Source organism: Haloactinopolyspora alba, from assembly GCF_003014555.1.
GTDB lineage: Bacteria > Actinomycetota > Actinomycetes > Jiangellales > Jiangellaceae > Haloactinopolyspora > Haloactinopolyspora alba.
The window spans coordinates 35,858-54,268 of sequence record NZ_PYGE01000018.1; the positions used below are offsets into that span (position 1 = coordinate 35,858).

An 18,411-nucleotide genomic window follows, 5' to 3' on the forward strand; every position below is an offset into this window, starting at 1 on the left:
CTCGTTCCTCGCTCGTCGATGCCCGTCCGCACCATGGACGGTGACCGACACGACCCGGAACGGGCGGGTGCTTACTTGCCGGCCTTCTTCTTGCCGGCGACCGTCTTCTTCCGGCCCTTGCGGGTGCGGGCGTTCGTGTGAGTGCGCTGACCGCGGACAGGCAGGCCACGGCGGTGCCGGATGCCCTGGTAACTACCGATCTCGATCTTGCGGCGGATGTCGCCCTGGACCTCACGACGCAGGTCGCCCTCGATCTGGTAGTTGTTCTCGATCCAGTCGCGGAGCTTCACGAGGTCTTCGTCGGTGATGTCCTTCACCCGGGTTTCCGGGCTGACACCGGTGTTCTGCAAGGTCTCCAGCGCTCGGGTGCGTCCGATGCCGAAGATGTACGTGAGTGCGACCTCCAGGCGCTTGTCGCGCGGGAGGTCAACGCCTACGAGGCGTGCCATGTGATCGTGTCCTCACTTCTGGCTGTACGAAGGTTTCCGGCGCACCGCGTCTCGGCCGGCTGCGACGCCGTCGAGCCCCGGCCTCCGTTCCGGGGGTGTTCCCTGCCCGCGTGCGCGCAGGGGTGCTGGTGCGTTGAGAGGGATATTCAGTTGTGGTCGGGCGAGCAGGTGCGGGTCAACCCTGGCGCTGCTTGTGGCGCATGTTGCTGCAGATCACCATGACCCGGCCATGGCGACGGATCACCCTGCACTTGTCGCAGATCGGTTTGACGCTCGGCTTGACCTTCATCGGGGACTCTTTCGTGGACGTGTGCCGAGGAGCTTGTCAGGCACTGCCTGGTCCGACGTCGTCGGCGGTTACTTGTAGCGGTAGACGATGCGACCACGGGTCAAGTCGTACGGGCTGAGCTCCACCACCACACGGTCCTCGGGAAGGATCCGGATGTAGTGCTGGCGCATCTTGCCTGAAATGTGGGCGAGCACCTTGTGGCCGTTCGACAGCTCCACCCGGAACATCGCGTTCGGCAGAGCCTCGGTCACGGTGCCCTCGATCTCGATGACCCCGTCCTTCTTCGGCATATCCTCCGCACTTCTTCGGTCTTCGTCGTCTGGCGCTTCGGCACACTGCGCCGCCACCGGAGGACCGGTGAGGACGACGAACTGTCCCGCGTCCCCGTCCTCGCCGACTCGGTCGAGGACCAGCCGCAGGGCGCAACGAGACAGACCACAGTGGGCCGACGTCAGATTCTACGGCACGTCGTATATCAGATGCCAATCCGGGGGCGCACGACCCCCGGACGGGTCACTCCCGTGCGCGGTAGGCCATCTCCGCGGTGCCGAGGATGAGCAGCCACGGACCGGCGACCCAGAACGGCCAGAAGTACTGCGGGCTCGCCTGCGAGATGCTCACGCCCATCCAGATCAGGACGTTGAGGGCGACGACGAAGCCGAAGAACCACCAGGCCACCGTCAACGTGCCGCGGATGATCCGCCGGCCGAGGCGCCTGGCCGGCCGCACCGGCTGCGGAGGGCGGGCGACCTGCGCCGGACGTGCCACCGGGAGGTCGGCGATGACGCGGTCCAGCTCGACGTAGGTGCGGGCCGCGTACGCCGCCTCGACACGGGCCAGGAGCTCGTCGTGCCCCAGGCGTCCTTCGCCGTGCGCGTCCCGCAGGATGTCTGCGATGCGGTCGCGGTCGCTGTCCGCCGCGCGGAGTTCGTGCCGATCGGCCATGGTGCCAGTATCCGCCGCCTCCCGGAGTCGCACCATCGGGGTAGCCCCCGAATTGACCCGTATGCCGTCCCCACCCCGTGTCGGCGGCACGGGTGCTGATGCAGGGCACGTTGCCGGTGCCACATCACCAGGATCGTCCTCGCGTCACCAGGCTTGCAACGGTGGTGACGCAGGGAATTCCATGGTGAACGTGATCATTCCGCAAGGCCGCGGGGGGTGGCGACGCCGAGCGCGTCCAGCCGGCCGGCGCCGCCGTCGAGGGCCGTCAGCACCAGCGGACCGTCCGGGGTGATCGCCACGCTGTGCTCGAAGTGCGCCGCCAGCGAGCCGTCGTCGGTCTTGACGGTCCAGTCGTCGGACAGCGTGTGCGTGCCGGCCGTGCCCATCGTGATCATGGGTTCGACCGCCAGGCACATCCCCATCGTCAGCTTCGGACCGCGCGCCCTGGTGCGGTAGTTCATGACGTGCGGGTCCTGATGCATTGCGGTGCCGATGCCGTGGCCGCCGTACTCCTCGACCAGGCCGTAGGAACCACGCGAGCGCACGAGTTTCTCGACCGCCGTGCCGATCTCGCGCAGCCGCTTGCCCGCACTCATCGCCGCGATGCCCGCCCACAACGCGTCGTCGCAGTCGCGCAACAGGGCGGCGACCTCGCCGGGCACCGGCCCCACCGGCAGGGTCACCGCCGCGTCGCCGTGCCAGCCGTCCACCACGGCGCCGAAGTCCAGCGACACGATGTCGCCGGACTCGAACGGGACGTCGTTCGGGATTCCGTGGACCACCACGTCGTTCACCGACACGCAGACGGTGGCCGGGAACCCGCCGTAGCCCAGGAAGTTCGAAGTGGCGCCCCGGTCGGTCAGCTCGCGCCGGGCGATGCCGTCGAGGTCGTTCGGGGTGGCGCCGGGCACCACCGCGTCTCGCAGCACTTCGTGTATCTCGGCGACCACCCTGCCGGCCACGCGCATCTTCGCGACCTCGGCCGGGGTCTTGACCTCGATCATGCGGGCACGGTCACCCGTGCGGAGGGCGGCTCACCGCGTCGGCCACCCGGGCGGCGACCTCCTCGACCATGCCCATGCCGTCGACCTTGAAAACAAGTCCACGATCCGAGTAAACGGCGATCAGCGGCGCGGTCTCCTCGAAGTAGACCTCCTGGCGGCGCCGGATGACCTCTTCGCTGTCGTCGGTGCGGCCCTCTTCCTTGGCCCGCTTGTGCAGTCGCGCCACGACCTCGTCGACATCGACCGTGAGCTCGATGACGTGGTCGAGCTCGGTGCCGGACTCCGCGAGGACGCCGTCGAGGAACTCGACCTGGGACAGCGTCCGCGGGTACCCGTCGAGCAGGAAGCCCTCGGCGGCGTCGGACTCGTTCAGCCGGTCGCGGACCATCTCGTTCGTGATCGAGTCGGGGACGTACTCCCCGGCGTCCAGGTACTTCTGGACCTCGACCCCCATCGGTGTGCTCGCCGCGATGTTCGCCCGGAAGATGTCGCCGGTCGAGATCGCCGGAACGCCGAACCGCTTCGCGACGAGTTCCGCCTGTGTGCCCTTGCCCGCGCCGGGCGGGCCCATGATGAGAAGTCGTGTCACCGCAAGAACCCCTCGTAGTTGCGCTGCTGCAGCTGACTCTCGATCTGCTGCACGGTCTGAAGGCCGACACCGACCATGATCAGAATGCTCGTGCCGCCGAACATGTTGTTGAAGCCCCCACCTCCGTCGGCAGGGAGCAGGACATTGAACGCCAGCAGCGGCAACAGTGCCACCAGAGCGAGATAGATCGCGCCGGCGGAGGTGATGCGGTTGAGGACGTACGCGAGGTACTCCTCGGTGGCACGGCCGGCCCGGATACCCGGGACGAATCCGCCGTACCTCTTCATGTTGTCGGAGATGTCCTTCGGGTTGAACGTGATGGACACGTAGAAGAACGCGAACCCGACGATCAGCAGGAAGTAGAAGGCGATGTAGAGCGGGTGCGTGCCGCGGGTGAAGTTGTCCTGGATCCACAGCGCCCAGCCCTCGGTGGCGTTGAACTGCGACGCCAGCAACGGGATGTACAGCAGCGAGGACGCGAAGATGACCGGGATGACGCCGGCTTGGTTGATCTTCAACGGGATGTACGTCGACGAGCCGCCGTACATCTTCCGCCCGACCATGCGTTTGGCGTACTGCACCGGAACACGCCGCTGGGACTGCTCGACGAAGACGATCAACGCCACGACGACGAGCCCGACGGCGACCACCAGGCCGAAGATCGCCCAGCCCCGGCTCTGCTGGATGCTCCAGAACATGCCCGGCACGCTGGCCACGATCTGGGTGAAGATGAGCAGGGACATGCCGTTGCCCACGCCACGGTCGGTGATCAGCTCGCCCAGCCACATCACGACGCCGGTTCCCGCGGTCATCGTCATGATCATGATCGCTACGGTGCCGATGGTGTCGCTGGCCAGTACTTCCTCGGGACAGTTCGGGAAGAACTGCCCGCGGCGCGCCAGCGTGACGATGGTGGTCGACTGCAGCAGCGCCAGACCGATGGTCAGGTAACGGGTGTACTGCGTGATCTGCGCCTGGCCGGACTGGCCCTCCTTGCGCAGCGCCTCGATACGCGGGATCACCACAGTCAGCAACTGCAGGATGATGCTGGCGGTGATGTACGGGATGATCCCGAGCGCGAACACCGCGAGCTGCAACATCGCGCCACCGGAGAACAGGTTGAGCATCCCGTAGACGCCCTCGTTACCGGCCTGGTCGACGCAGCTGCGCACTGCGGCGACGTCGACTCCGGGCGCCGGCATGACCGAACCGAACCGGAAGATCGCGATGATGCCCAGCGTGAACAGGATTTTCTGGCGCAGGTCTGGGGTACGGAATGCCTGCGCGAACACTCTGAGCACTTCAGGGCCTCCTGCGTGACCGGCGCTGCCAGGCGTACCGGCACGTTGGTACGGATGGACTCACAGACGTTAACACCGCCGACAGCCGGGCAATCGCGAGGCGCCCGCTGTCCGAGACGGACCAGCGGGCGCCCAAGCGGTCGTCGGCCTCCACCGGCGGCGGCAAAGTCACAGCTCGGTGGCGGTTCCCCCGGCCGCGGTGATCTTCTCTCGCGCCGACGAGGAGAACGCGTGTGCGTTCACCTGAAGCGCAACCGAGACGTCACCGCTGCCGAGCACCTTGACCCGGTGTCCGGACCGGACCGCACCCTTGGCGACCAGGTCCTCGACGGTGACCTCGCCACCGTCGGGGTACAGGGCCGCGAGTTTGTCCAGGTTGACGACCTGGTACTCCACACGGAAGGGGTTGTTGAACCCCTTCAGCTTGGGCAGCCGCATGTGCAGCGGCAGCTGCCCGCCCTCGAAGCCGGCCGGCACCTGGTAGCGGGCCTTGGTGCCCTTGGTGCCGCGACCGGCCGTCTTGCCCTTCGACGCCTCGCCGCGGCCCACCCGGGTCTTGGCGGTCTTCGCGCCGGGCGCGGGCCGCAGGTGATGCGGCTTCAACGGGGACTTGCTCATGGTTTGCTGGCCTCCTGGGCTGTCACATTGGCGGCCTCGGCGGCGGAGAGCTCCTCCACCGTCACCAGGTGCGACACCGTCTGGATCATGCCGCGGATCTCCGGGCGGTCGTCCTTGACGACCTCGTGCCCGATGCGCCGCAGTCCCAGCGAGCGCAGCGTGTCCCGCTGCCTCGCCGACCCTCCGATCCGGCTCCTGACCTGACGGACCTTCAGCTTGCCGGGGTCGCTCACGATCCGGCCTCCGCCCTCGCGCGCAGCAGCGCCGCCGGCGCGACGTCCTCGAGCGGCAGCCCACGGCGGGCGGCGACCTGCTCGGGTCGCTCGAGGCCCTTCAGCGCCTCGACCGTCGCGTGCACGATGTTGATCGCGTTCGCCGAGCCGAGCGACTTGCTCAGCACGTCGTGGATGCCCGCGGCCTCCAGGACCGCACGCACCGGGCCGCCGGCGATGACACCGGTACCCGGCGACGCCGGCCGCAGCAGCACGATGCCCGCGGCCTTCTCGCCCTGTACCGGGTGCGGGATGGTTCCCGCCACGCGCGGCACCTTGAAGAATTCCTTCTTGGCCGTCTCGACGCCCTTGGCGATCGCCGCGGGCACCTCCTTGGCCTTGCCGTAGCCGACGCCGACGGTGCCGTCGCCGTCGCCGACGACCACCAGAGCGGTGAAGCTGAAGCGCCGACCGCCGGAGACGACCTTCGCCACGCGATTGATCGCGACGACGGTCTCGATGTAATTCGTCTTGTCGGCGCCGTCGCCGCGACCCTTGTCGCGGTCGCGACGGTCACGGCGATCGCGGCGCTCGCCACCGGCGCCACCACTGCGGCGCTGGGGTTCAGCCATGATGTCCTCTATCCTCTCGAGTTTCGCCTGCGACTAGAACGTCAGGCCACCGTCGCGCGCGCCGTCGGCGACTGCCGCGACACGCCCGTGGTACTGGTTTCCGGCACGATCGAATACGACGGACTCGACACCGCCCGCTTTGGCGCGCTCGGCGACGAGCTCGCCTACCCGGCGCGCCTTCGCGGTCTTGTCGTCGCCGGACGTGCGCAGGTCGCTCTCCATGCTCGACGCCGACGCCAGGGTGTGCCCGGTCGTGTCGTCGACCACCTGGGCCACCATGTGCCGCAGCGACCTCGAGACCACCAGCCGCGGCCGAGCCGGGGTGCCGGAGATCTTCTTGCGCACCCGCAGGTGCCGCCGGTCGCGTGTCGCGGCCTTGTCGCCGCCCTTGACATGGCGATTGATCGCGATGCCCATGGTTACTTCCCAGCCTTTCCGACCTTGCGCCGGACCTGTTCGCCCTCGTAGCGCACGCCCTTGCCCTTGTACGGCTCCGGCGGGCGCAACCCGCGGATCTTCGCCGACACGTGGCCCACCAGCTGCTTGTCGGTGCCCTGCACGGCGAACTTGGTCGGCGACTCGACCGCGAAGGTGATACCTTCCGGTGCCTCGAACAGGATCGGGTGGCTGAACCCGAGGGCCAGCTCGACGTCCGAGCCCTTCGCCGTCACCCGGTAACCGACGCCGACGATCTCGAGTTTCTTCTCGTAGCCCTCGGTCACACCGATGACCATGTTCGCCACCAGTGACCGGCCCAGCCCGTGCATGGCACGGCTTTCCTGCTCGTCGTCCGGACGGCGCACCTCGAGGGTGCCGTCCTCCGCGCGCTGGACGTCGACCAGCGGCGGAAGCTGCCGCTGCAGTGTTCCCTTCGGCCCGGTGACCGTGATGTCACGGCCGTCGACGGCCACGTCCACTCCCGCCGGAACGGGAATGGGAAGCTTGCCGATACGCGACATGATCTTCGCTCCTTTCCCGTCACCAGACGTAGGCGAGAACTTCCCCGCCCACGCCCTGCTTGGTAGCCGCACGCGCCGTCAGCAGGCCCTGCGACGTCGAGATGATCGCGACGCCGAGCCCTCCGAGCACCTTCGGCATGTTGTTCGCCTTGGCATACACCCGCAGTCCCGGCTTGCTCACTCGCCGGACACCGGCGATCGAGCGTTCGCGGGACGGGCCGTACTTGAGGGTCAGCACCAGCATCCGCCCGACCGGGCCCTTGGCCGGGTCGGCCGGCTCCTCGACGGAGATGCTGGCGATGAAGCCCTCCTGCTTGAGGATCTCGGCGATGTGCGCCTTGATCTTGCTGTACGGCATCGACACCGTGTCGTGGTGCGCCGAGTTCGCGTTTCGCAGACGTGTCAGCATGTCTGCGATCGGATCGGTCATGGTCATGGATTCGTAGCCACTTTCCCGCCGTGGTTTCCTCGATGGGCTCGCCGCCCACCTTCATCGGACCTTCGGCGACGAGATGAGAGTCGGGTCTACCAGCTGGACTTCGTCACGCCCGGCAGCTCGCCGCGGTGTGCCATTCCCCGCAGGCAGATCCGGCAAAGGCCGAACTTGCGGTACACCGAGTGCGGACGTCCGCACTTCTGGCACCGCGTGTACGCGCGCACCGCGAACTTGGGTTTGCGCTGCGCCTTGTTGATCAGCGCCTTCTTCGCCACGTCAGGCCTCCTTGAACGGGAACCCGAGCTGGCGCAACAGCTCGCGACCCTGGTCGTTGTCGATCGCCGAGGTGACCACGGTGATGTCCATGCCACGGACGCGATCGATGCGGTCCTGATCGATCTCGTGGAACATCGACTGCTCGTTCAGACCGAACGTGTAGTTGCCGCGGCCGTCGAACTGCCTCGGCGACAGCCCGCGGAAGTCGCGGATGCGCGGCAGGGCGATGTTCACCAGCCGGTCCAGGAACTCCCACATCCGGTCACCGCGCAGCGTCACGTGCGCGCCGATGGGCATGCCCTCACGCAGCTTGAACTGCGCGATGGACTTGCGGGCCTTCGTGACGGCCGGCTTCTGGCCGGTGATGGCCGCGAGGTCGTTGACCGCGCCCTCCATCAGCTTCGCGTCGCGGGCCGCCTCGCCGACGCCCATGTTGACGACGACCTTGGTCACCGTGGGCACCTGCATGACGTTCGCGATCTCGAACTGCTCGCGCAGTGCCGACCGGATCTCGTCACGGTAGCGCTGTTTCAGCCGCGGCAACGGCCGTGCCTGTGTCGTGGTTGTCATCAGATGTCCTCACCGGTGCGCTTGGCGAACCGGACCTTGTTGCCGTCGTCGTCGAAGCGGTAACCCACCCGGCTGCCGACGGTCTTCTTCTTGCCTTCGACGTCGGCCTCGACCGCGATCTGCACGTTCGACACGTGAACCGGCGCCTCCATGTGCACGATGCCACCGGACTGCTGCGTACCGCGGGCCGTCTGGGTCGGCTTCGTGTGCTTCGTGATCCGGTTGACGCCCTCGACCAGGACGCGCTCGTCCTGCGGGTAGGCGGCGATCACCTTGCCGACGAGACCCTTGTCCTTGCCGGCGATGACGACGACCTTGTCACCCTTCTTGATACGCATTCTCACAACACCTCCGGTGCGAGCGAGATGATGCGCATGAAGCGCTTGTCGCGCAGCTCCCGGCCGACCGGCCCGAAGATGCGGGTGCCCCTGGGGTCACCGCCGTCCCTGATCACGACCGCCGCGTTCTCGTCGAAGCGGATGTAGGAGCCGTCCGGCCTGCGACGCTCCTTCACGGTCCGCACGATCACGGCCTTGACCACGTCGCCCTTCTTCATGCCCCCGCCGGGGATGGCGTCCTTGACGGTCGCCACGATGACGTCACCGATACCGGCGTAGCGCCGGCCGGAGCCACCGAGGACACGGATGCACAAGAGCTCCTTGGCGCCCGTGTTGTCGGCGACGCGCAGTCGCGACTCCTGCTGAATCATCTCGCTACCTACTTCGCCTTCTCGATGATCTCCACGATCCGCCAGCGCTTCGTCGCGGACAGCGGGCGGGTCTCCATCAGCAGGACTCGGTCACCGACGGTGGCCTCGTTCTGCTCGTCATGGGCCTTCAGCTTGTTCGCCCGGCGGATGACCTTGCCGTACCGCCGGTGCGTGAAGCGGTCCTCGACGGACACGACCACGGTCTTGTCCATCTTGTCGCTGACCACGAGGCCGAGGCGGACCTTCCGGTAACCGCGGTCGCCGGTGGTGCTCTGCACCGCCGAGGCCGCGATCTCACCGGTGGCTGCGCTCTCTGCCGCCTGCACCGCGGTGTCACTGCCCGTGGCGCCCTGCGCCTCGGTCTGGTCCGTGTTCTCGTTCACGGTCTCTTCCTTGCTTGTCGGACTCACGCGGCACCACCAGCTGTCGTACTCGTCTCCGCCGAGTCACCCTTCGCGGCGTCGCTTTCGACCACGCGGACGATGCCGAGCTCGCGCTCGCGCATCACCGTGTAGATACGGGCGATGTCGCGCCGGACGGCCTTGAGCCGCCCGTGGCTCTCCAGCTGACCCGTGGCGCCCTGGAAACGCAGGTTGAACAGCGTCTCCTTCGCCTCGGACAGCGCCTCGACGAGCTCCGCGTCCGAACGCTCGCGCAGCGATGCCGCGTCGAGGTTCTTCGAACCGATCGCCATCACCCTTCACCTGCCTCGCGCGCGACGATCCTGGCCTTCATCGGCAGCTTGTGGATCGCTCGCGTCAGCGCCTCGCGCGCCACCGCTTCGTTCGGGTAGGACAGCTCGAACATCACGCGCCCGGGCTTGACGTTCGCGACCCACCATTCCGGCGAACCCTTACCCGAACCCATGCGGGTCTCGGCGGGCTTCTTCGTCAGCGGGCGGTCCGGGTAGATGTTGATCCACACCTTGCCGCCACGACGGATGTGCCGGGTGATGGCGATACGCGCCGACTCGATCTGCCGGTTGGTCACGTAGTGACCCTCGATCGCCTGGATCCCGTACTCACCGAACGCCAGCGACGTACCGCCCTTGGCCACACCACGCCGCTTCGGGTGGTGCTGCTTGCGGTGCTTGATCTTGCGGGGGATCAGCATGGTGTCAACCCTCCTGCCCGTTGCCAGCACCCGTGGCCTCGGCGCCGGCCGTAGCCTCTGCCGGTGCCTCGGCGGCGCTCGGCTCGGTCTCTGCCGTGGCGGCCGCGCCGGCCTCCTGGCGGTCGCCGCCCCGGCCGGGACGACGGCGCTCGGGACGGCGGCGCTGTTGCTGCGCCCGTGCCTGTGCCGCCTGCTCGGCAGCACGCTCCGACCGGGAGCCGGTGACGTCGCCCTTGTAGACCCAGACCTTCACGCCGATACGGCCGAATGTCGTGCGTGCCTCGTAGAAGCCGTAGTCCACGTCCGCGCGGAGCGTGTGCAGCGGCACCCGGCCCTCGCGGTAGAACTCCGAGCGGCTCATCTCGGCGCCGCCGAGACGGCCGGAGCACTGGATGCGCACGCCCTTCGCGCCCGCGCGCATCGTCGTCTGCAGCGCCTTGCGCATCGCGCGGCGGAACGCCACCCGGGCGGACAGCTGCTCGGCGACCCCCTGGGCCACCAGCTGCGCGTTCACCTCGGGCTGCTTGACCTCGAGCACGTTCATCTGGACCTGCTTGCCCGTGAGCTTCTCGAGCTCCGAACGCAGCCGGTCCGCGCCGACTCCGCGGCGGCCGATGACGATGCCCGGGCGCGCGGTGTGGATGTCGACCCGCACGCGGTCACGCGTGCGCTCGATGTCCACGTGCGAAATGCCGGCGCGCTCCATGCCTTCGGTCATCAGCTTGCGGATGGCCACGTCCTCGGCCACGTAGTCCCGGTAGCGCTGACCCTTGGTGGTGCTGTCGGCGAACCACCGACTGGTGTGGTCGGTCGATACGCCGAGCCGGAACCCGTGCGGGTTGATCTTCTGACCCACTAGCGGGCCCCTCCCTTCGAACCGGCCGAAGCACGCTTGGCCTTCGAGGCCGGATTGCTCTTGCTGGCGGCCGGCTCGTCGTCGACCACCACCGTGATGTGGCACGTCCGCTTGTTGATCCGGCTCGCACGGCCGTGGGCGCGCGGGCGGAACCGCTTCATGGTCGGACCGTCGTCGACGTACGCCTCGGCGACCACGAGCGTCTCGCGAGGCACGCTGGCGAGGTCGTCCGCGTTCGCCGCGGCGCTCTCGAGCACCTTGCGGACCGGTTCGGCGGCGGCCTGCGGGGCGAACCGCAGCAGTGCCGACGCCTCGTCGACCTCCATGCCACGGATGAGGTCCACCACACGGCGCGCCTTCATGGGCGTGACACGGACGAACCGCGCTTGAGCCCTGGCTTCCATCGTTGACTCCTCGGGTTAACTACGTGGTGGACGTCACCGGCGCCGGGAGCGGCGGTCGTCCTTCTCGTGGCCCTTGAACGTCCGTGTCGGGGCGAACTCGCCGAGCTTGTGCCCGATCATCGCCTCCGTCACGAACACCGGGACGTGCTTGCGTCCGTCGTGGACGGCGATCGTGTGCCCGATCATGTCGGGGACGATCATCGACCGGCGGGACCACGTCTTGATGACGTTCTTCGTGCCCTTCTCGTTCTGCGCCTCGACCTTGTTGGCCAGGTGCTCGTCGACGAAGGGGCCCTTCTTCAGGCTACGCGGCATCTCTTCCGACTCCTGCGACTCAGCGCTTCTTACCGGTCTTGCGCCGGCGGACGATCTGCCGGTCGCTCGGCTTGTTCTTCTTCCGCGTCCGGCCCTCCGGCGTACCGGCAGGGTTGACCGGGTGCCGACCGCCGGACGACTTGCCCTCGCCACCACCGTGCGGGTGGTCCACCGGGTTCATCGCCACACCGCGCACCTGCGGGCGCTTGCCCTTCCAGCGCGACCGTCCGGCCTTGCCCCAGTCGATGTTCGACTGCTCGGCGTTGCCGACCTCGCCGACCGTCGCGCGGCAGCGGACGTCGACGTTGCGGATCTCGCCGGACGGCATCCGCAGCTGGGCCCAGCTGCCTTCCTTGGCGACCAGCTGGACACTGGCGCCGGCCGAGCGGGCGATCTTGCCGCCGCCGCCGGGCCGCAGCTCGATGGCGTGCACGACCGTGCCGACCGGGATGTTGCGCAGCGGCAGGCTGTTGCCCGGCTTGATGTCGGCCGACGGGCCCGCCTCGACCCGCGCGCCCTGCTTCAGCCGGGTCGGCGCCAGGATGTAGCGCTTCTCGCCGTCGGCGTAGTGCAGCAACGCGATCCGCGAGGTGCGGTTCGGGTCGTACTCGATGTGCGCGACCTTCGCCGGCACGCCGTCCTTGTCGGCACGACGGAAGTCGATCACCCGGTACTGGCGCTTGTGCCCGCCGCCCTGGTGCCGCGTCGTGATTCGCCCGGAGCTGTTCCGCCCGCCGTTCTTGGGCAGCGGCCGCACCAGCGACTTCTCCGGCTCGGACCGGGTGACCTCGGCGAAGTCGGCGACGCTGGAGCCGCGCCGGCCCGGTGTCGTCGGCTTGTGCTTTCGGATTGCCATTCGTCAGACCTCGATACTCGTGTCCTGGCCGGCCTCAGCCGACCGGGCCGGAGAAGATGTCGATGCGTTCGCCCGCCGCCACCGTGACGATCGCGCGCTTGGTGTCGGGACGCTTGCCGACGCCGAACCGCGTACGCCGGCGCTTGCCCGGCCGGTTCTGCGTGTTGACGCCGGTGACCTTGACCTTGAACACCTTCTCGACAGCGATCTTGATCTCGGTCTTGTTCGCGTTCGGTGCGACCACGAAGGTGTACTTGTTCTCGTCCAGCAGGCCGTAGCTCTTCTCCGAGACGACCGGCTCGAGCAGGATGTCGCGTGGGTCCTTGATGGTGCTCACTTGGCGCCCTCCTCGACACCGCGGCGCGCGGCGTGCCCGGCCACGAAGGCGTCCAGACCACCCTGGGTGAACACCACGTCGTCGGCGCAGAGCACGTCGTACGTGTTCAGCTGGTCGGCCGCGATCAGGTGCACATGCGACGCGTTGCGCAGGCTCTTCGCCGTCAGCTCGTCGCCGCGCTCCGTGACCACCAGCACGTTCTTGCGCTCGGTCAGCGTCTGCAGCGTGTTCAGGGCCGACTTCGTCGACGGACTGTCGCCCGGGACGAACCCGGCGACCACGTGCACGCGGTCGTGCGCGACCCGGTCGGACAGCGCTCCGCGCAGCGCGGCCGCCTTCATCTTCTTCGGCGTGCGCTGCGCGTAGTTGCGCGGCTGCGGGCCGTGCACGGTGCCGCCGCCGGCGAACTGCGGCGCCCGGATCGAGCCCTGCCGGGCCCGGCCGGTTCCCTTCTGGCGGTACGGCTTCGAGCCGCCGCCGGCGACGTCGCCGCGCGTCTTCGTCGCGTGCGTCCCCTGCCGGGCAGCGGCCAGCTGGGCCACCACGACCTGGTGGATCAGCGGCACGTTGACCTGTACCTCGAAGATCTCCGGCGGCAGCTCGACGGTTCCGGCCGAACCGCCGTTCACGTCCAGAACAGAGACGGTGCTCACTTCGCGCCTCCCTTCGCGGCCGAGCGGACGAACAGCAGGCCGCCGTCGGGCCCCGGGACCGCGCCCTTGAGCAGCAGCACTCCCTTTTCGGCGTCCACCGCGTGGATCTCGATGTTCATCTTGGTCACCCGCTCGCCGCCCATGCGCCCGGCCATCTTCTGGCCCTTGAACACGCGTCCTGGCGTGGCCGCACCGCCGATGGCGCCCGGCGAACGGTGCTTGCGGTGCACACCGTGCGAACCGCGCAGACCGCCGAAGCCGTGCCGCTTCATCGTGCCGGCGAAGCCCTTGCCCTTGCTGGTGCCGGTGACGTCGACGTCCTGGCCGGCCTCGAACAGCTCGACGGTCAGCTCCTGGCCGAGCGTGTGCTCCGAGGCGTCGGCGGTGCGCAGCTCTGCGACGTGCCGCCGCGGCGTCACGCCCGCCTTCTCGAAGTGTCCCTTGGCCGGCTTCGTGACGCGGCGCGCGTTCGGCGCGCCGAAGGCCATCTGCACGGCGTCGTAGCCGTCGTTCTCGGGCGTGCGGACCTGGGTCACCACGCACGGGCCGGCCTTGACGACGGTGACCGGGACGATGCGGTTGTTCTCGTCCCACACCTGCGTCATGCCCAGCTTCTCGCCGAGCAGGCCCTTGCGTACGACGCTGACGGCGCGCTCCGAATTCTGAGTACTCATCGCTGACGCGTCCCTTAAAGCTTGATCTCGATGTCGACACCGGCCGGCAGGTCGAGCCGCATCAGCGAGTCGACGGTCTTCGGCGTCGGGTCGATGATGTCGATCAGCCGCTTGTGCGTACGCATCTCGAAGTGCTCGCGGCTGTCCTTGTACTTGTGCGGCGACCGGATGACGCAGTACACGTTCTTCTCGGTAGGCAGCGGCACCGGGCCTGCGACCTCTGCGCCTGTGCGCGTCACCGTGTCGACGATCTTGCGCGCCGACGTGTCGATGACCTCGTGGTCGTAGGCCTTGAGCCGGATGCGGATCTTCTGTCCCGCCATGGCTGCTTGTCGTCCTCACTCTTCGTACCGCTTGAGATCCGATCTGACCGAACACCGGCCAGGCGCTCCACCGACCCCCGCGGTCGGGCGTGTCGCACTCCGTGACAAGGCACGGCTATGCCGACGTGCGTCGAATCGAGGGATTCTTTCTGGTGAAGCCGACCTGGTCGAACCGACCGAGCCGGCATGGCGGAGTTCGCCGTCGTGCGAGTCGATGCACCATCGACCGCGAGCGTGCAGCCTTGACGTCGCCCTCCACCGAGCAACCTGAACAGTATGCCAGATCGGATCGGCCTCTGGCCAATCGGGGCGGAACTCGATCACCTGACGACGCCGGAACGTCATGAGGTCAACGAACCCCACCGGTCGTTCGCCGGCGGCGGGTGAGCCGCGAGGGGATGAAGCCTCACCGCCCCGAGCGGCCGCCCGCCGCCGGCCAACGACATGGATTACTTGATGATCTTCGTGACGTTACCGGCGCCGACCGTCCGGCCACCCTCACGGATGGCGAACTTCAGGTTCTCCTCCATGGCGACCGGCTGGATCAGCTCGACCGTCATCCCCGTGTTGTCGCCGGGCATGACCATCTCGGTGCCCTCGGGCAGCGTCACGACACCGGTCACGTCGGTGGTGCGGAAGTAGAACTGCGGACGGTAGTTGTTGAAGAACGGCGTGTGCCGGCCACCCTCGTCCTTGCCGAGAATGTAGACCTCGGCCTCGAAGTTGGTGTGCGGCGTGTTGCTGCCGGGCTTCACCGCGACCATGCCGCGCTCGACGTCCTCGCGCTTGGTACCACGCAGCAACAGGCCGACGTTCTCGCCGGCGCGGGCCTCGTCCAGCGTCTTGCGGAACATCTCGACCGCGGTGACCGTCGTCTTCGGCGCCGGGCCCGGACGGATGCCGACCAGCTCGATCTCCTCGCTGGCCTTGAGCACGCCGCGCTCGACACGGCCGGTGACGACCGTGCCGCGGCCGGTGATCGTGAAGACGTCCTCGATCGGCATCAGGAACGGCTTCTCGATGTCACGGGTCGGGTCCGGGATGCTCGCGTCCACGGCGTCCATGAGGTCCTCGACCGACTTGACCCACTCCGCGTCGCCCTCGAGCGCCTTCAGCGCCGAGACCTTGACCACCGGAGCGTTGTCGCCGTCGAAGTCCTGCTCGCTCAGCAGCTCACGGACCTCCATCTCGACGAGCTCCATGATCTCGTCGTCCTCGACCATGTCCGCCTTGTTCAGCGCGACGAGGATGTACGGAACGCCGACCTGACGGGCCAGGAGCACGTGCTCCTTGGTCTGCGGCATCGGGCCGTCGGTGGCGGCCACGACCAGGATCGCCCCGTCCATCTGCGCCGCACCCGTGATCATGTTCTTCACGTAGTCGGCGTGGCCGGGAGCGTCGACGTGAGCGTAGTGACGCTGCTCGGTCTGGTACTCGACGTGCGCGATGTTGATCGTGATACCGCGCTGCTTCTCTTCGGGAGCCTTGTCGATGTCCTCGAAGATCTGCGTCTGGTTCAGCTCCGGGTACTTGTCGTGCAGCACCTTCGTGATCGCCGCGGTCAGCGTCGTCTTCCCGTGGTCGACGTGCCCGATGGTGCCGATGTTGACGTGCGGCTTGGTCCGCTCGAACTTCGCCTTAGCCACTGCTGGGTCCTCCTGTTAGGACTCGTACGTTGCCGATGTCCCGCGAACGGTGTGCTCGGCTGCTTTTCTTGGTCGGGTGTGCCTACGTTGTTCCGGCCGGGTGAAGGCCGGGACGATCACTCGCCCCGGACCTTCTTGATGATCTCCTCCGCCACGCTCCGCGGAACCTCGGCGTAGGAGTCGAACTGCATCGAATAACTCGCCCGGCCCTGGGTCTTGCTGCGGAGGTCACCGACGTAGCCGAACATCTCCGACAGCGGGACCAGCGCCTGGACGAGACGCTGGCCGGCACGTTCCTCCATGGACTGAACCTGTCCACGGCGGGAGTTGATGTCGCCGATGACGTCACCCATGTACTCGTCCGGGGTGGTGACGTCCACCGCGAAGACCGGCTCCAGCAGAACCGGGTCCGCGCGGCGCGCGGCGTCCTTGAACGCCATCGAACCGGCGATCTTGAAGGCCAGCTCCGACGAGTCGACGTCGTGGTAAGCGCCGTCCTGCAGCGTCACCTTGATGTCGACGAGCGGATACCCGGCTACGACACCGAACTCCATGGCCTCCTGGCAGCCCTCGTCCACGGAAGGAATGTACTCCCGCGGGATCCGGCCACCCGTGACGGCGTTGACGAACTCGTACCCGCCGTCGCCGTCTCCACCGGTCGGCTCGACGTCGATGATGACGCGGCCGAACTGGCCCGAACCGCCGGTCTGCTTCTTGTGGGTGTACTCCACCCCTTCGACCTTGCGCTTGATCGTCTCGCGGTAGGCCACCTGCGGCTTGCCGACGTTGGCCTCGACCTTGAACTCGCGCTTCATCCGGTCGACGAAGACCTCGAGGTGCAGCTCACCCATGCCGGAGATGACCGTCTGCCCGGTCTCCTCGTCGGTGCGCACCTGGAAGGTCGGGTCCTCCTCGACCAAGCGCTGGATCGCGGTCGACAGCTTGTCCTGGTCGCTGCGCGTCTTCGGCTCGATGGCCACGTGGATCACCGGAGCCGGGAACTTCATCGACTCGAGGATGATCGGCGCCGACGAGTCGGAGAGCGTGTCACCGGTCGTCGTGTTCTTCAGCCCCATGACGGCGACGATCTGCCCGGCACTGGCCCGCTCGATCTCCTCACGCTTGTTCGCGTGCATCCGGTAGATCTTGCCGATGCGCTCCTTGTGGCCCTTGGTGCTGTTCTGCACCTGCGTGCCCGCGGTGAGCGTGCCGGAGTACATCCGGATGAAGGTCAGCTTGCCGAGGTGCGGGTCCGCGGCGATCTTGAACGCCAGCGCGGACATCGACGCGTCGTCCTCGGGCTCGCGCGTGATGATCGACTCTTCGTCGTTCACCGGGTGGCCCTCGACGGCGCCGACGTCCATGGGCGACGGCAGGTAGGAGACCACCGCGTCCAGCATGGGCTGCACGCCCTTGTTCTTGAACGCCGAGCCGCACAGCACCGGGGTGAGGTTGTTCGCGATCGTCGCGCGCCGGATGGCCGCCTTGAGCTCTTCCTCCGACGGCTCCTTGCCGTCCAGGTAGAGCTCCATCATCGCCTCGTCGTTCTCGGCGATGGTCTCCAGCAGCTTGTCGCGCCACTCCGCGGCCGCCTCGGTGTGCGTGTCCGGGATGTCGCCCGTCTCGTAGGCCTCGCCGAGCTTGGCCTCGGCCGACCACGTCAACGCCTTCATCGACACGAGGTCGATGACACCCTTGAAGTCCGCCTCCGCACCGATCGGCAGCTGCAGCACCAACGGTGTCGCGTGCAGCCTGGTCACGATCATGTCGACACAGCGGTGGAACTCGGCGCCGGTGCGGTCGAGCTTGTTGATGAAGCACATCCGCGGTACGCCGTACTTGTCGGCCTGGTGCCACACGGTCTCGGACTGCGGCTCGACTCCGGCGACGCCGTCGAAGACCGCCACCGCGCCGTCGAGCACGCGCAGGTTGCGCTCGACCTCGACCGTGAAGTCGACGTGGCCGGGCGTGTCGATGATGTTGATGGTGTGGTCGTCCCACTCGCAGGTGGTCGCGGCCGAGGTGATCGTGATGCCGCGTTCCTGCTCCTGCTCCATCCAGTCCATGGTGGCTGCGCCGTCATGGACCTCACCGATCTTGTAGTTGATACCGGTGTAGTACAGAATCCGCTCGGTCGTGGTGGTCTTGCCCGCGTCGATGTGCGCCATGATCCCGATGTTGCGGACCTTGGCCAGATCGACTTTGCGGAGGTCGGTCGCCATTCCTGCGTCGCTTCCTGGTTCGT

30 protein-coding genes are annotated in these 18,411 nt (G+C 67.7%); all 30 read right to left on the bottom strand.

Annotation, left to right across the window (positions count from 1 at the left end):
* Window positions 1-71: 71 nt before the first annotated feature.
* The 30 genes from rpsM to fusA all read right to left on the bottom strand — a co-directional run bounded on the left by rpsM (window position 72) and on the right by fusA (window position 18,388).
* Window positions 72-449, bottom strand: a complete 378-nt coding sequence (gene rpsM / locus CLV30_RS20100; protein WP_106539024.1) for a 30S ribosomal protein S13 — start codon at window positions 447-449, stop codon at window positions 72-74.
* A 175-nt stretch (window positions 450-624) separates the two neighbouring features.
* The gene (rpmJ, locus tag CLV30_RS20105; RefSeq protein WP_106539025.1) at window positions 625-738 is read right to left on the bottom strand and encodes a 50S ribosomal protein L36; all 114 of its coding nucleotides are present in this window, start codon (window positions 736-738) and stop codon (window positions 625-627) included.
* Window positions 739-806: 68 nt separating this feature from the next.
* Window positions 807-1,028: a translation initiation factor IF-1 gene (gene infA, locus CLV30_RS20110; protein WP_026877474.1), complete on the bottom strand. Its 222-nt coding sequence runs from the start codon at window positions 1,026-1,028 to the stop codon at window positions 807-809.
* A gap of 223 nt (window positions 1,029-1,251) precedes the next feature.
* Entirely contained in the window at window positions 1,252-1,683 is a 432-nt protein-coding gene (locus tag CLV30_RS20115) for a DUF1707 SHOCT-like domain-containing protein (protein ID WP_165358744.1), read from the bottom strand.
* Between the two features lie 194 nt (window positions 1,684-1,877).
* Window positions 1,878-2,687, bottom strand: a complete 810-nt coding sequence (map, locus tag CLV30_RS20120; protein WP_106539027.1) for a type I methionyl aminopeptidase — start codon at window positions 2,685-2,687, stop codon at window positions 1,878-1,880.
* Window positions 2,688-2,697: 10 nt separating this feature from the next.
* Window positions 2,698-3,276 carry an adenylate kinase gene (locus CLV30_RS20125; protein ID WP_240723375.1) on the bottom strand — a complete coding sequence of 193 codons (579 nt, stop codon included), beginning with the start codon at window positions 3,274-3,276 and terminating at the stop codon, window positions 2,698-2,700.
* A complete protein-coding gene (gene secY, locus CLV30_RS20130) occupies window positions 3,273-4,577 on the bottom strand; it encodes a preprotein translocase subunit SecY (protein ID WP_106539029.1) in 1,305 nt (434 codons plus the stop codon). Before secY ends, CLV30_RS20125 begins: the two co-directional genes overlap by 4 nt.
* A gap of 168 nt (window positions 4,578-4,745) precedes the next feature.
* Window positions 4,746-5,195: a 50S ribosomal protein L15 gene (gene rplO, locus CLV30_RS20135; protein WP_106539030.1), complete on the bottom strand. Its 450-nt coding sequence runs from the start codon at window positions 5,193-5,195 to the stop codon at window positions 4,746-4,748.
* A complete protein-coding gene (gene rpmD, locus CLV30_RS20140; RefSeq protein WP_106539031.1) occupies window positions 5,192-5,428 on the bottom strand; it encodes a 50S ribosomal protein L30 in 237 nt (78 codons plus the stop codon). Before rpmD ends, rplO begins: the two co-directional genes overlap by 4 nt.
* Window positions 5,425-6,039, bottom strand: coding sequence for a 30S ribosomal protein S5 (gene rpsE / locus CLV30_RS20145; RefSeq protein WP_106539032.1), 615 nt, complete (start codon window positions 6,037-6,039; stop codon window positions 5,425-5,427). The genes rpmD and rpsE overlap by 4 nt, the downstream gene beginning before the upstream one ends.
* A gap of 33 nt (window positions 6,040-6,072) precedes the next feature.
* Window positions 6,073-6,456 (bottom strand): 50S ribosomal protein L18, encoded by a 384-nt coding sequence (gene rplR / locus CLV30_RS20150; protein WP_106539033.1) that lies wholly within the window; start codon window positions 6,454-6,456, stop codon window positions 6,073-6,075.
* 2 nt (window positions 6,457-6,458) lie between these two features.
* Window positions 6,459-6,998: a 50S ribosomal protein L6 gene (rplF, locus tag CLV30_RS20155; RefSeq protein WP_106539034.1), complete on the bottom strand. Its 540-nt coding sequence runs from the start codon at window positions 6,996-6,998 to the stop codon at window positions 6,459-6,461.
* Between the two features lie 19 nt (window positions 6,999-7,017).
* Window positions 7,018-7,434 carry a 30S ribosomal protein S8 gene (gene rpsH, locus CLV30_RS20160; protein WP_106539035.1) on the bottom strand — a complete coding sequence of 139 codons (417 nt, stop codon included), beginning with the start codon at window positions 7,432-7,434 and terminating at the stop codon, window positions 7,018-7,020.
* Window positions 7,435-7,523: 89 nt separating this feature from the next.
* On the bottom strand, window positions 7,524-7,709 hold the full coding sequence (locus CLV30_RS20165; protein WP_106539036.1) for a type Z 30S ribosomal protein S14: 186 nt from the start codon (window positions 7,707-7,709) through the stop codon (window positions 7,524-7,526).
* A 1-nt stretch (window position 7,710) separates the two neighbouring features.
* Entirely contained in the window at window positions 7,711-8,280 is a 570-nt protein-coding gene (gene rplE, locus CLV30_RS20170; RefSeq protein ID WP_106539037.1) for a 50S ribosomal protein L5, read from the bottom strand.
* On the bottom strand, window positions 8,280-8,618 hold the full coding sequence (gene rplX, locus CLV30_RS20175; protein ID WP_106539038.1) for a 50S ribosomal protein L24: 339 nt from the start codon (window positions 8,616-8,618) through the stop codon (window positions 8,280-8,282). Before rplX ends, rplE begins: the two co-directional genes overlap by 1 nt.
* Window positions 8,619-8,620: 2 nt before the next feature.
* Complete coding sequence (gene rplN / locus CLV30_RS20180) at window positions 8,621-8,989, bottom strand: 50S ribosomal protein L14 (RefSeq protein WP_106539039.1); 369 nt, start codon at window positions 8,987-8,989, stop codon at window positions 8,621-8,623.
* An 8-nt stretch (window positions 8,990-8,997) separates the two neighbouring features.
* The gene (gene rpsQ, locus CLV30_RS27415) at window positions 8,998-9,282 is read right to left on the bottom strand and encodes a 30S ribosomal protein S17 (protein ID WP_338068508.1); all 285 of its coding nucleotides are present in this window, start codon (window positions 9,280-9,282) and stop codon (window positions 8,998-9,000) included.
* 113 nt (window positions 9,283-9,395) lie between these two features.
* On the bottom strand, window positions 9,396-9,683 hold the full coding sequence (rpmC, locus tag CLV30_RS20190; protein ID WP_106539040.1) for a 50S ribosomal protein L29: 288 nt from the start codon (window positions 9,681-9,683) through the stop codon (window positions 9,396-9,398).
* Window positions 9,683-10,102, bottom strand: coding sequence for a 50S ribosomal protein L16 (gene rplP / locus CLV30_RS20195; protein WP_106539041.1), 420 nt, complete (start codon window positions 10,100-10,102; stop codon window positions 9,683-9,685). Before rplP ends, rpmC begins: the two co-directional genes overlap by 1 nt.
* A 4-nt stretch (window positions 10,103-10,106) precedes the next feature.
* A complete protein-coding gene (gene rpsC, locus CLV30_RS20200) occupies window positions 10,107-10,958 on the bottom strand; it encodes a 30S ribosomal protein S3 (protein ID WP_106539042.1) in 852 nt (283 codons plus the stop codon).
* A complete protein-coding gene (gene rplV, locus CLV30_RS20205; protein ID WP_106539043.1) occupies window positions 10,958-11,362 on the bottom strand; it encodes a 50S ribosomal protein L22 in 405 nt (134 codons plus the stop codon). The genes rpsC and rplV overlap by 1 nt, the downstream gene beginning before the upstream one ends.
* Before the next feature lie 33 nt (window positions 11,363-11,395).
* Window positions 11,396-11,677 carry a 30S ribosomal protein S19 gene (gene rpsS / locus CLV30_RS20210; RefSeq protein ID WP_106539044.1) on the bottom strand — a complete coding sequence of 94 codons (282 nt, stop codon included), beginning with the start codon at window positions 11,675-11,677 and terminating at the stop codon, window positions 11,396-11,398.
* Between the two features lie 19 nt (window positions 11,678-11,696).
* Complete coding sequence (gene rplB, locus CLV30_RS20215; protein ID WP_106539045.1) at window positions 11,697-12,533, bottom strand: 50S ribosomal protein L2; 837 nt, start codon at window positions 12,531-12,533, stop codon at window positions 11,697-11,699.
* Between the two features lie 34 nt (window positions 12,534-12,567).
* On the bottom strand, window positions 12,568-12,870 hold the full coding sequence (gene rplW, locus CLV30_RS20220; protein ID WP_165358743.1) for a 50S ribosomal protein L23: 303 nt from the start codon (window positions 12,868-12,870) through the stop codon (window positions 12,568-12,570).
* A complete protein-coding gene (gene rplD / locus CLV30_RS20225) occupies window positions 12,867-13,523 on the bottom strand; it encodes a 50S ribosomal protein L4 (protein WP_106539046.1) in 657 nt (218 codons plus the stop codon). The genes rplW and rplD overlap by 4 nt, the downstream gene beginning before the upstream one ends.
* Window positions 13,520-14,197, bottom strand: coding sequence for a 50S ribosomal protein L3 (gene rplC, locus CLV30_RS20230; RefSeq protein ID WP_106539047.1), 678 nt, complete (start codon window positions 14,195-14,197; stop codon window positions 13,520-13,522). Before rplC ends, rplD begins: the two co-directional genes overlap by 4 nt.
* 14 nt (window positions 14,198-14,211) lie before the next feature.
* A complete protein-coding gene (gene rpsJ, locus CLV30_RS20235; protein ID WP_106539048.1) occupies window positions 14,212-14,520 on the bottom strand; it encodes a 30S ribosomal protein S10 in 309 nt (102 codons plus the stop codon).
* 449 nt (window positions 14,521-14,969) lie between these two features.
* Window positions 14,970-16,166, bottom strand: a complete 1,197-nt coding sequence (gene tuf, locus CLV30_RS20240; protein ID WP_106539049.1) for an elongation factor Tu — start codon at window positions 16,164-16,166, stop codon at window positions 14,970-14,972.
* A 116-nt stretch (window positions 16,167-16,282) separates the two neighbouring features.
* The gene (gene fusA / locus CLV30_RS20245) at window positions 16,283-18,388 is read right to left on the bottom strand and encodes an elongation factor G (RefSeq protein ID WP_106539050.1); all 2,106 of its coding nucleotides are present in this window, start codon (window positions 18,386-18,388) and stop codon (window positions 16,283-16,285) included.
* Between the last annotated feature and the right edge of the window lie 23 nt (window positions 18,389-18,411).

What these genes read in the sequence shown, in the direction of transcription:
- rplR (WP_106539033.1), bottom strand. Translation starts at nt 6,456, where the DNA reads ATGGGCATCGCGATCAATCGCCATGTCAAGGGCGGCGACAAGGCCGCG.
- rplV (WP_106539043.1), bottom strand. Translation starts at nt 11,362, where the DNA reads ATGGAAGCCAGGGCTCAAGCGCGGTTCGTCCGTGTCACGCCCATGAAG.
- rplC (WP_106539047.1), bottom strand. Translation starts at nt 14,197, where the DNA reads ATGAGTACTCAGAATTCGGAGCGCGCCGTCAGCGTCGTACGCAAGGGC.
- rpsM (WP_106539024.1), bottom strand. Translation starts at nt 449, where the DNA reads ATGGCACGCCTCGTAGGCGTTGACCTCCCGCGCGACAAGCGCCTGGAG.
- rpmJ (WP_106539025.1), bottom strand. Translation starts at nt 738, where the DNA reads ATGAAGGTCAAGCCGAGCGTCAAACCGATCTGCGACAAGTGCAGGGTG.
- map (WP_106539027.1), bottom strand. Translation starts at nt 2,687, where the DNA reads ATGATCGAGGTCAAGACCCCGGCCGAGGTCGCGAAGATGCGCGTGGCC.
- rplE (WP_106539037.1), bottom strand. Translation starts at nt 8,280, where the DNA reads ATGACAACCACGACACAGGCACGGCCGTTGCCGCGGCTGAAACAGCGC.
- infA (WP_026877474.1), bottom strand. Translation starts at nt 1,028, where the DNA reads ATGCCGAAGAAGGACGGGGTCATCGAGATCGAGGGCACCGTGACCGAG.
- fusA (WP_106539050.1), bottom strand. Translation starts at nt 18,388, where the DNA reads ATGGCGACCGACCTCCGCAAAGTCGATCTGGCCAAGGTCCGCAACATC.
- rplN (WP_106539039.1), bottom strand. Translation starts at nt 8,989, where the DNA reads ATGATTCAGCAGGAGTCGCGACTGCGCGTCGCCGACAACACGGGCGCC.
- rplB (WP_106539045.1), bottom strand. Translation starts at nt 12,533, where the DNA reads ATGGCAATCCGAAAGCACAAGCCGACGACACCGGGCCGGCGCGGCTCC.
- rpsE (WP_106539032.1), bottom strand. Translation starts at nt 6,039, where the DNA reads ATGGCTGAACCCCAGCGCCGCAGTGGTGGCGCCGGTGGCGAGCGCCGC.
- rpsH (WP_106539035.1), bottom strand. Translation starts at nt 7,434, where the DNA reads ATGACCATGACCGATCCGATCGCAGACATGCTGACACGTCTGCGAAAC.
- rplF (WP_106539034.1), bottom strand. Translation starts at nt 6,998, where the DNA reads ATGTCGCGTATCGGCAAGCTTCCCATTCCCGTTCCGGCGGGAGTGGAC.
- rpsJ (WP_106539048.1), bottom strand. Translation starts at nt 14,520, where the DNA reads ATGGCGGGACAGAAGATCCGCATCCGGCTCAAGGCCTACGACCACGAG.
- rpmC (WP_106539040.1), bottom strand. Translation starts at nt 9,683, where the DNA reads ATGGCGATCGGTTCGAAGAACCTCGACGCGGCATCGCTGCGCGAGCGT.
- rpsS (WP_106539044.1), bottom strand. Translation starts at nt 11,677, where the DNA reads ATGCCGCGTAGCCTGAAGAAGGGCCCCTTCGTCGACGAGCACCTGGCC.
- rplP (WP_106539041.1), bottom strand. Translation starts at nt 10,102, where the DNA reads ATGCTGATCCCCCGCAAGATCAAGCACCGCAAGCAGCACCACCCGAAG.
- rplO (WP_106539030.1), bottom strand. Translation starts at nt 5,195, where the DNA reads ATGAGCAAGTCCCCGTTGAAGCCGCATCACCTGCGGCCCGCGCCCGGC.
- rplX (WP_106539038.1), bottom strand. Translation starts at nt 8,618, where the DNA reads ATGCGTATCAAGAAGGGTGACAAGGTCGTCGTCATCGCCGGCAAGGAC.
- CLV30_RS20115 (WP_165358744.1), bottom strand. Translation starts at nt 1,683, where the DNA reads ATGGCCGATCGGCACGAACTCCGCGCGGCGGACAGCGACCGCGACCGC.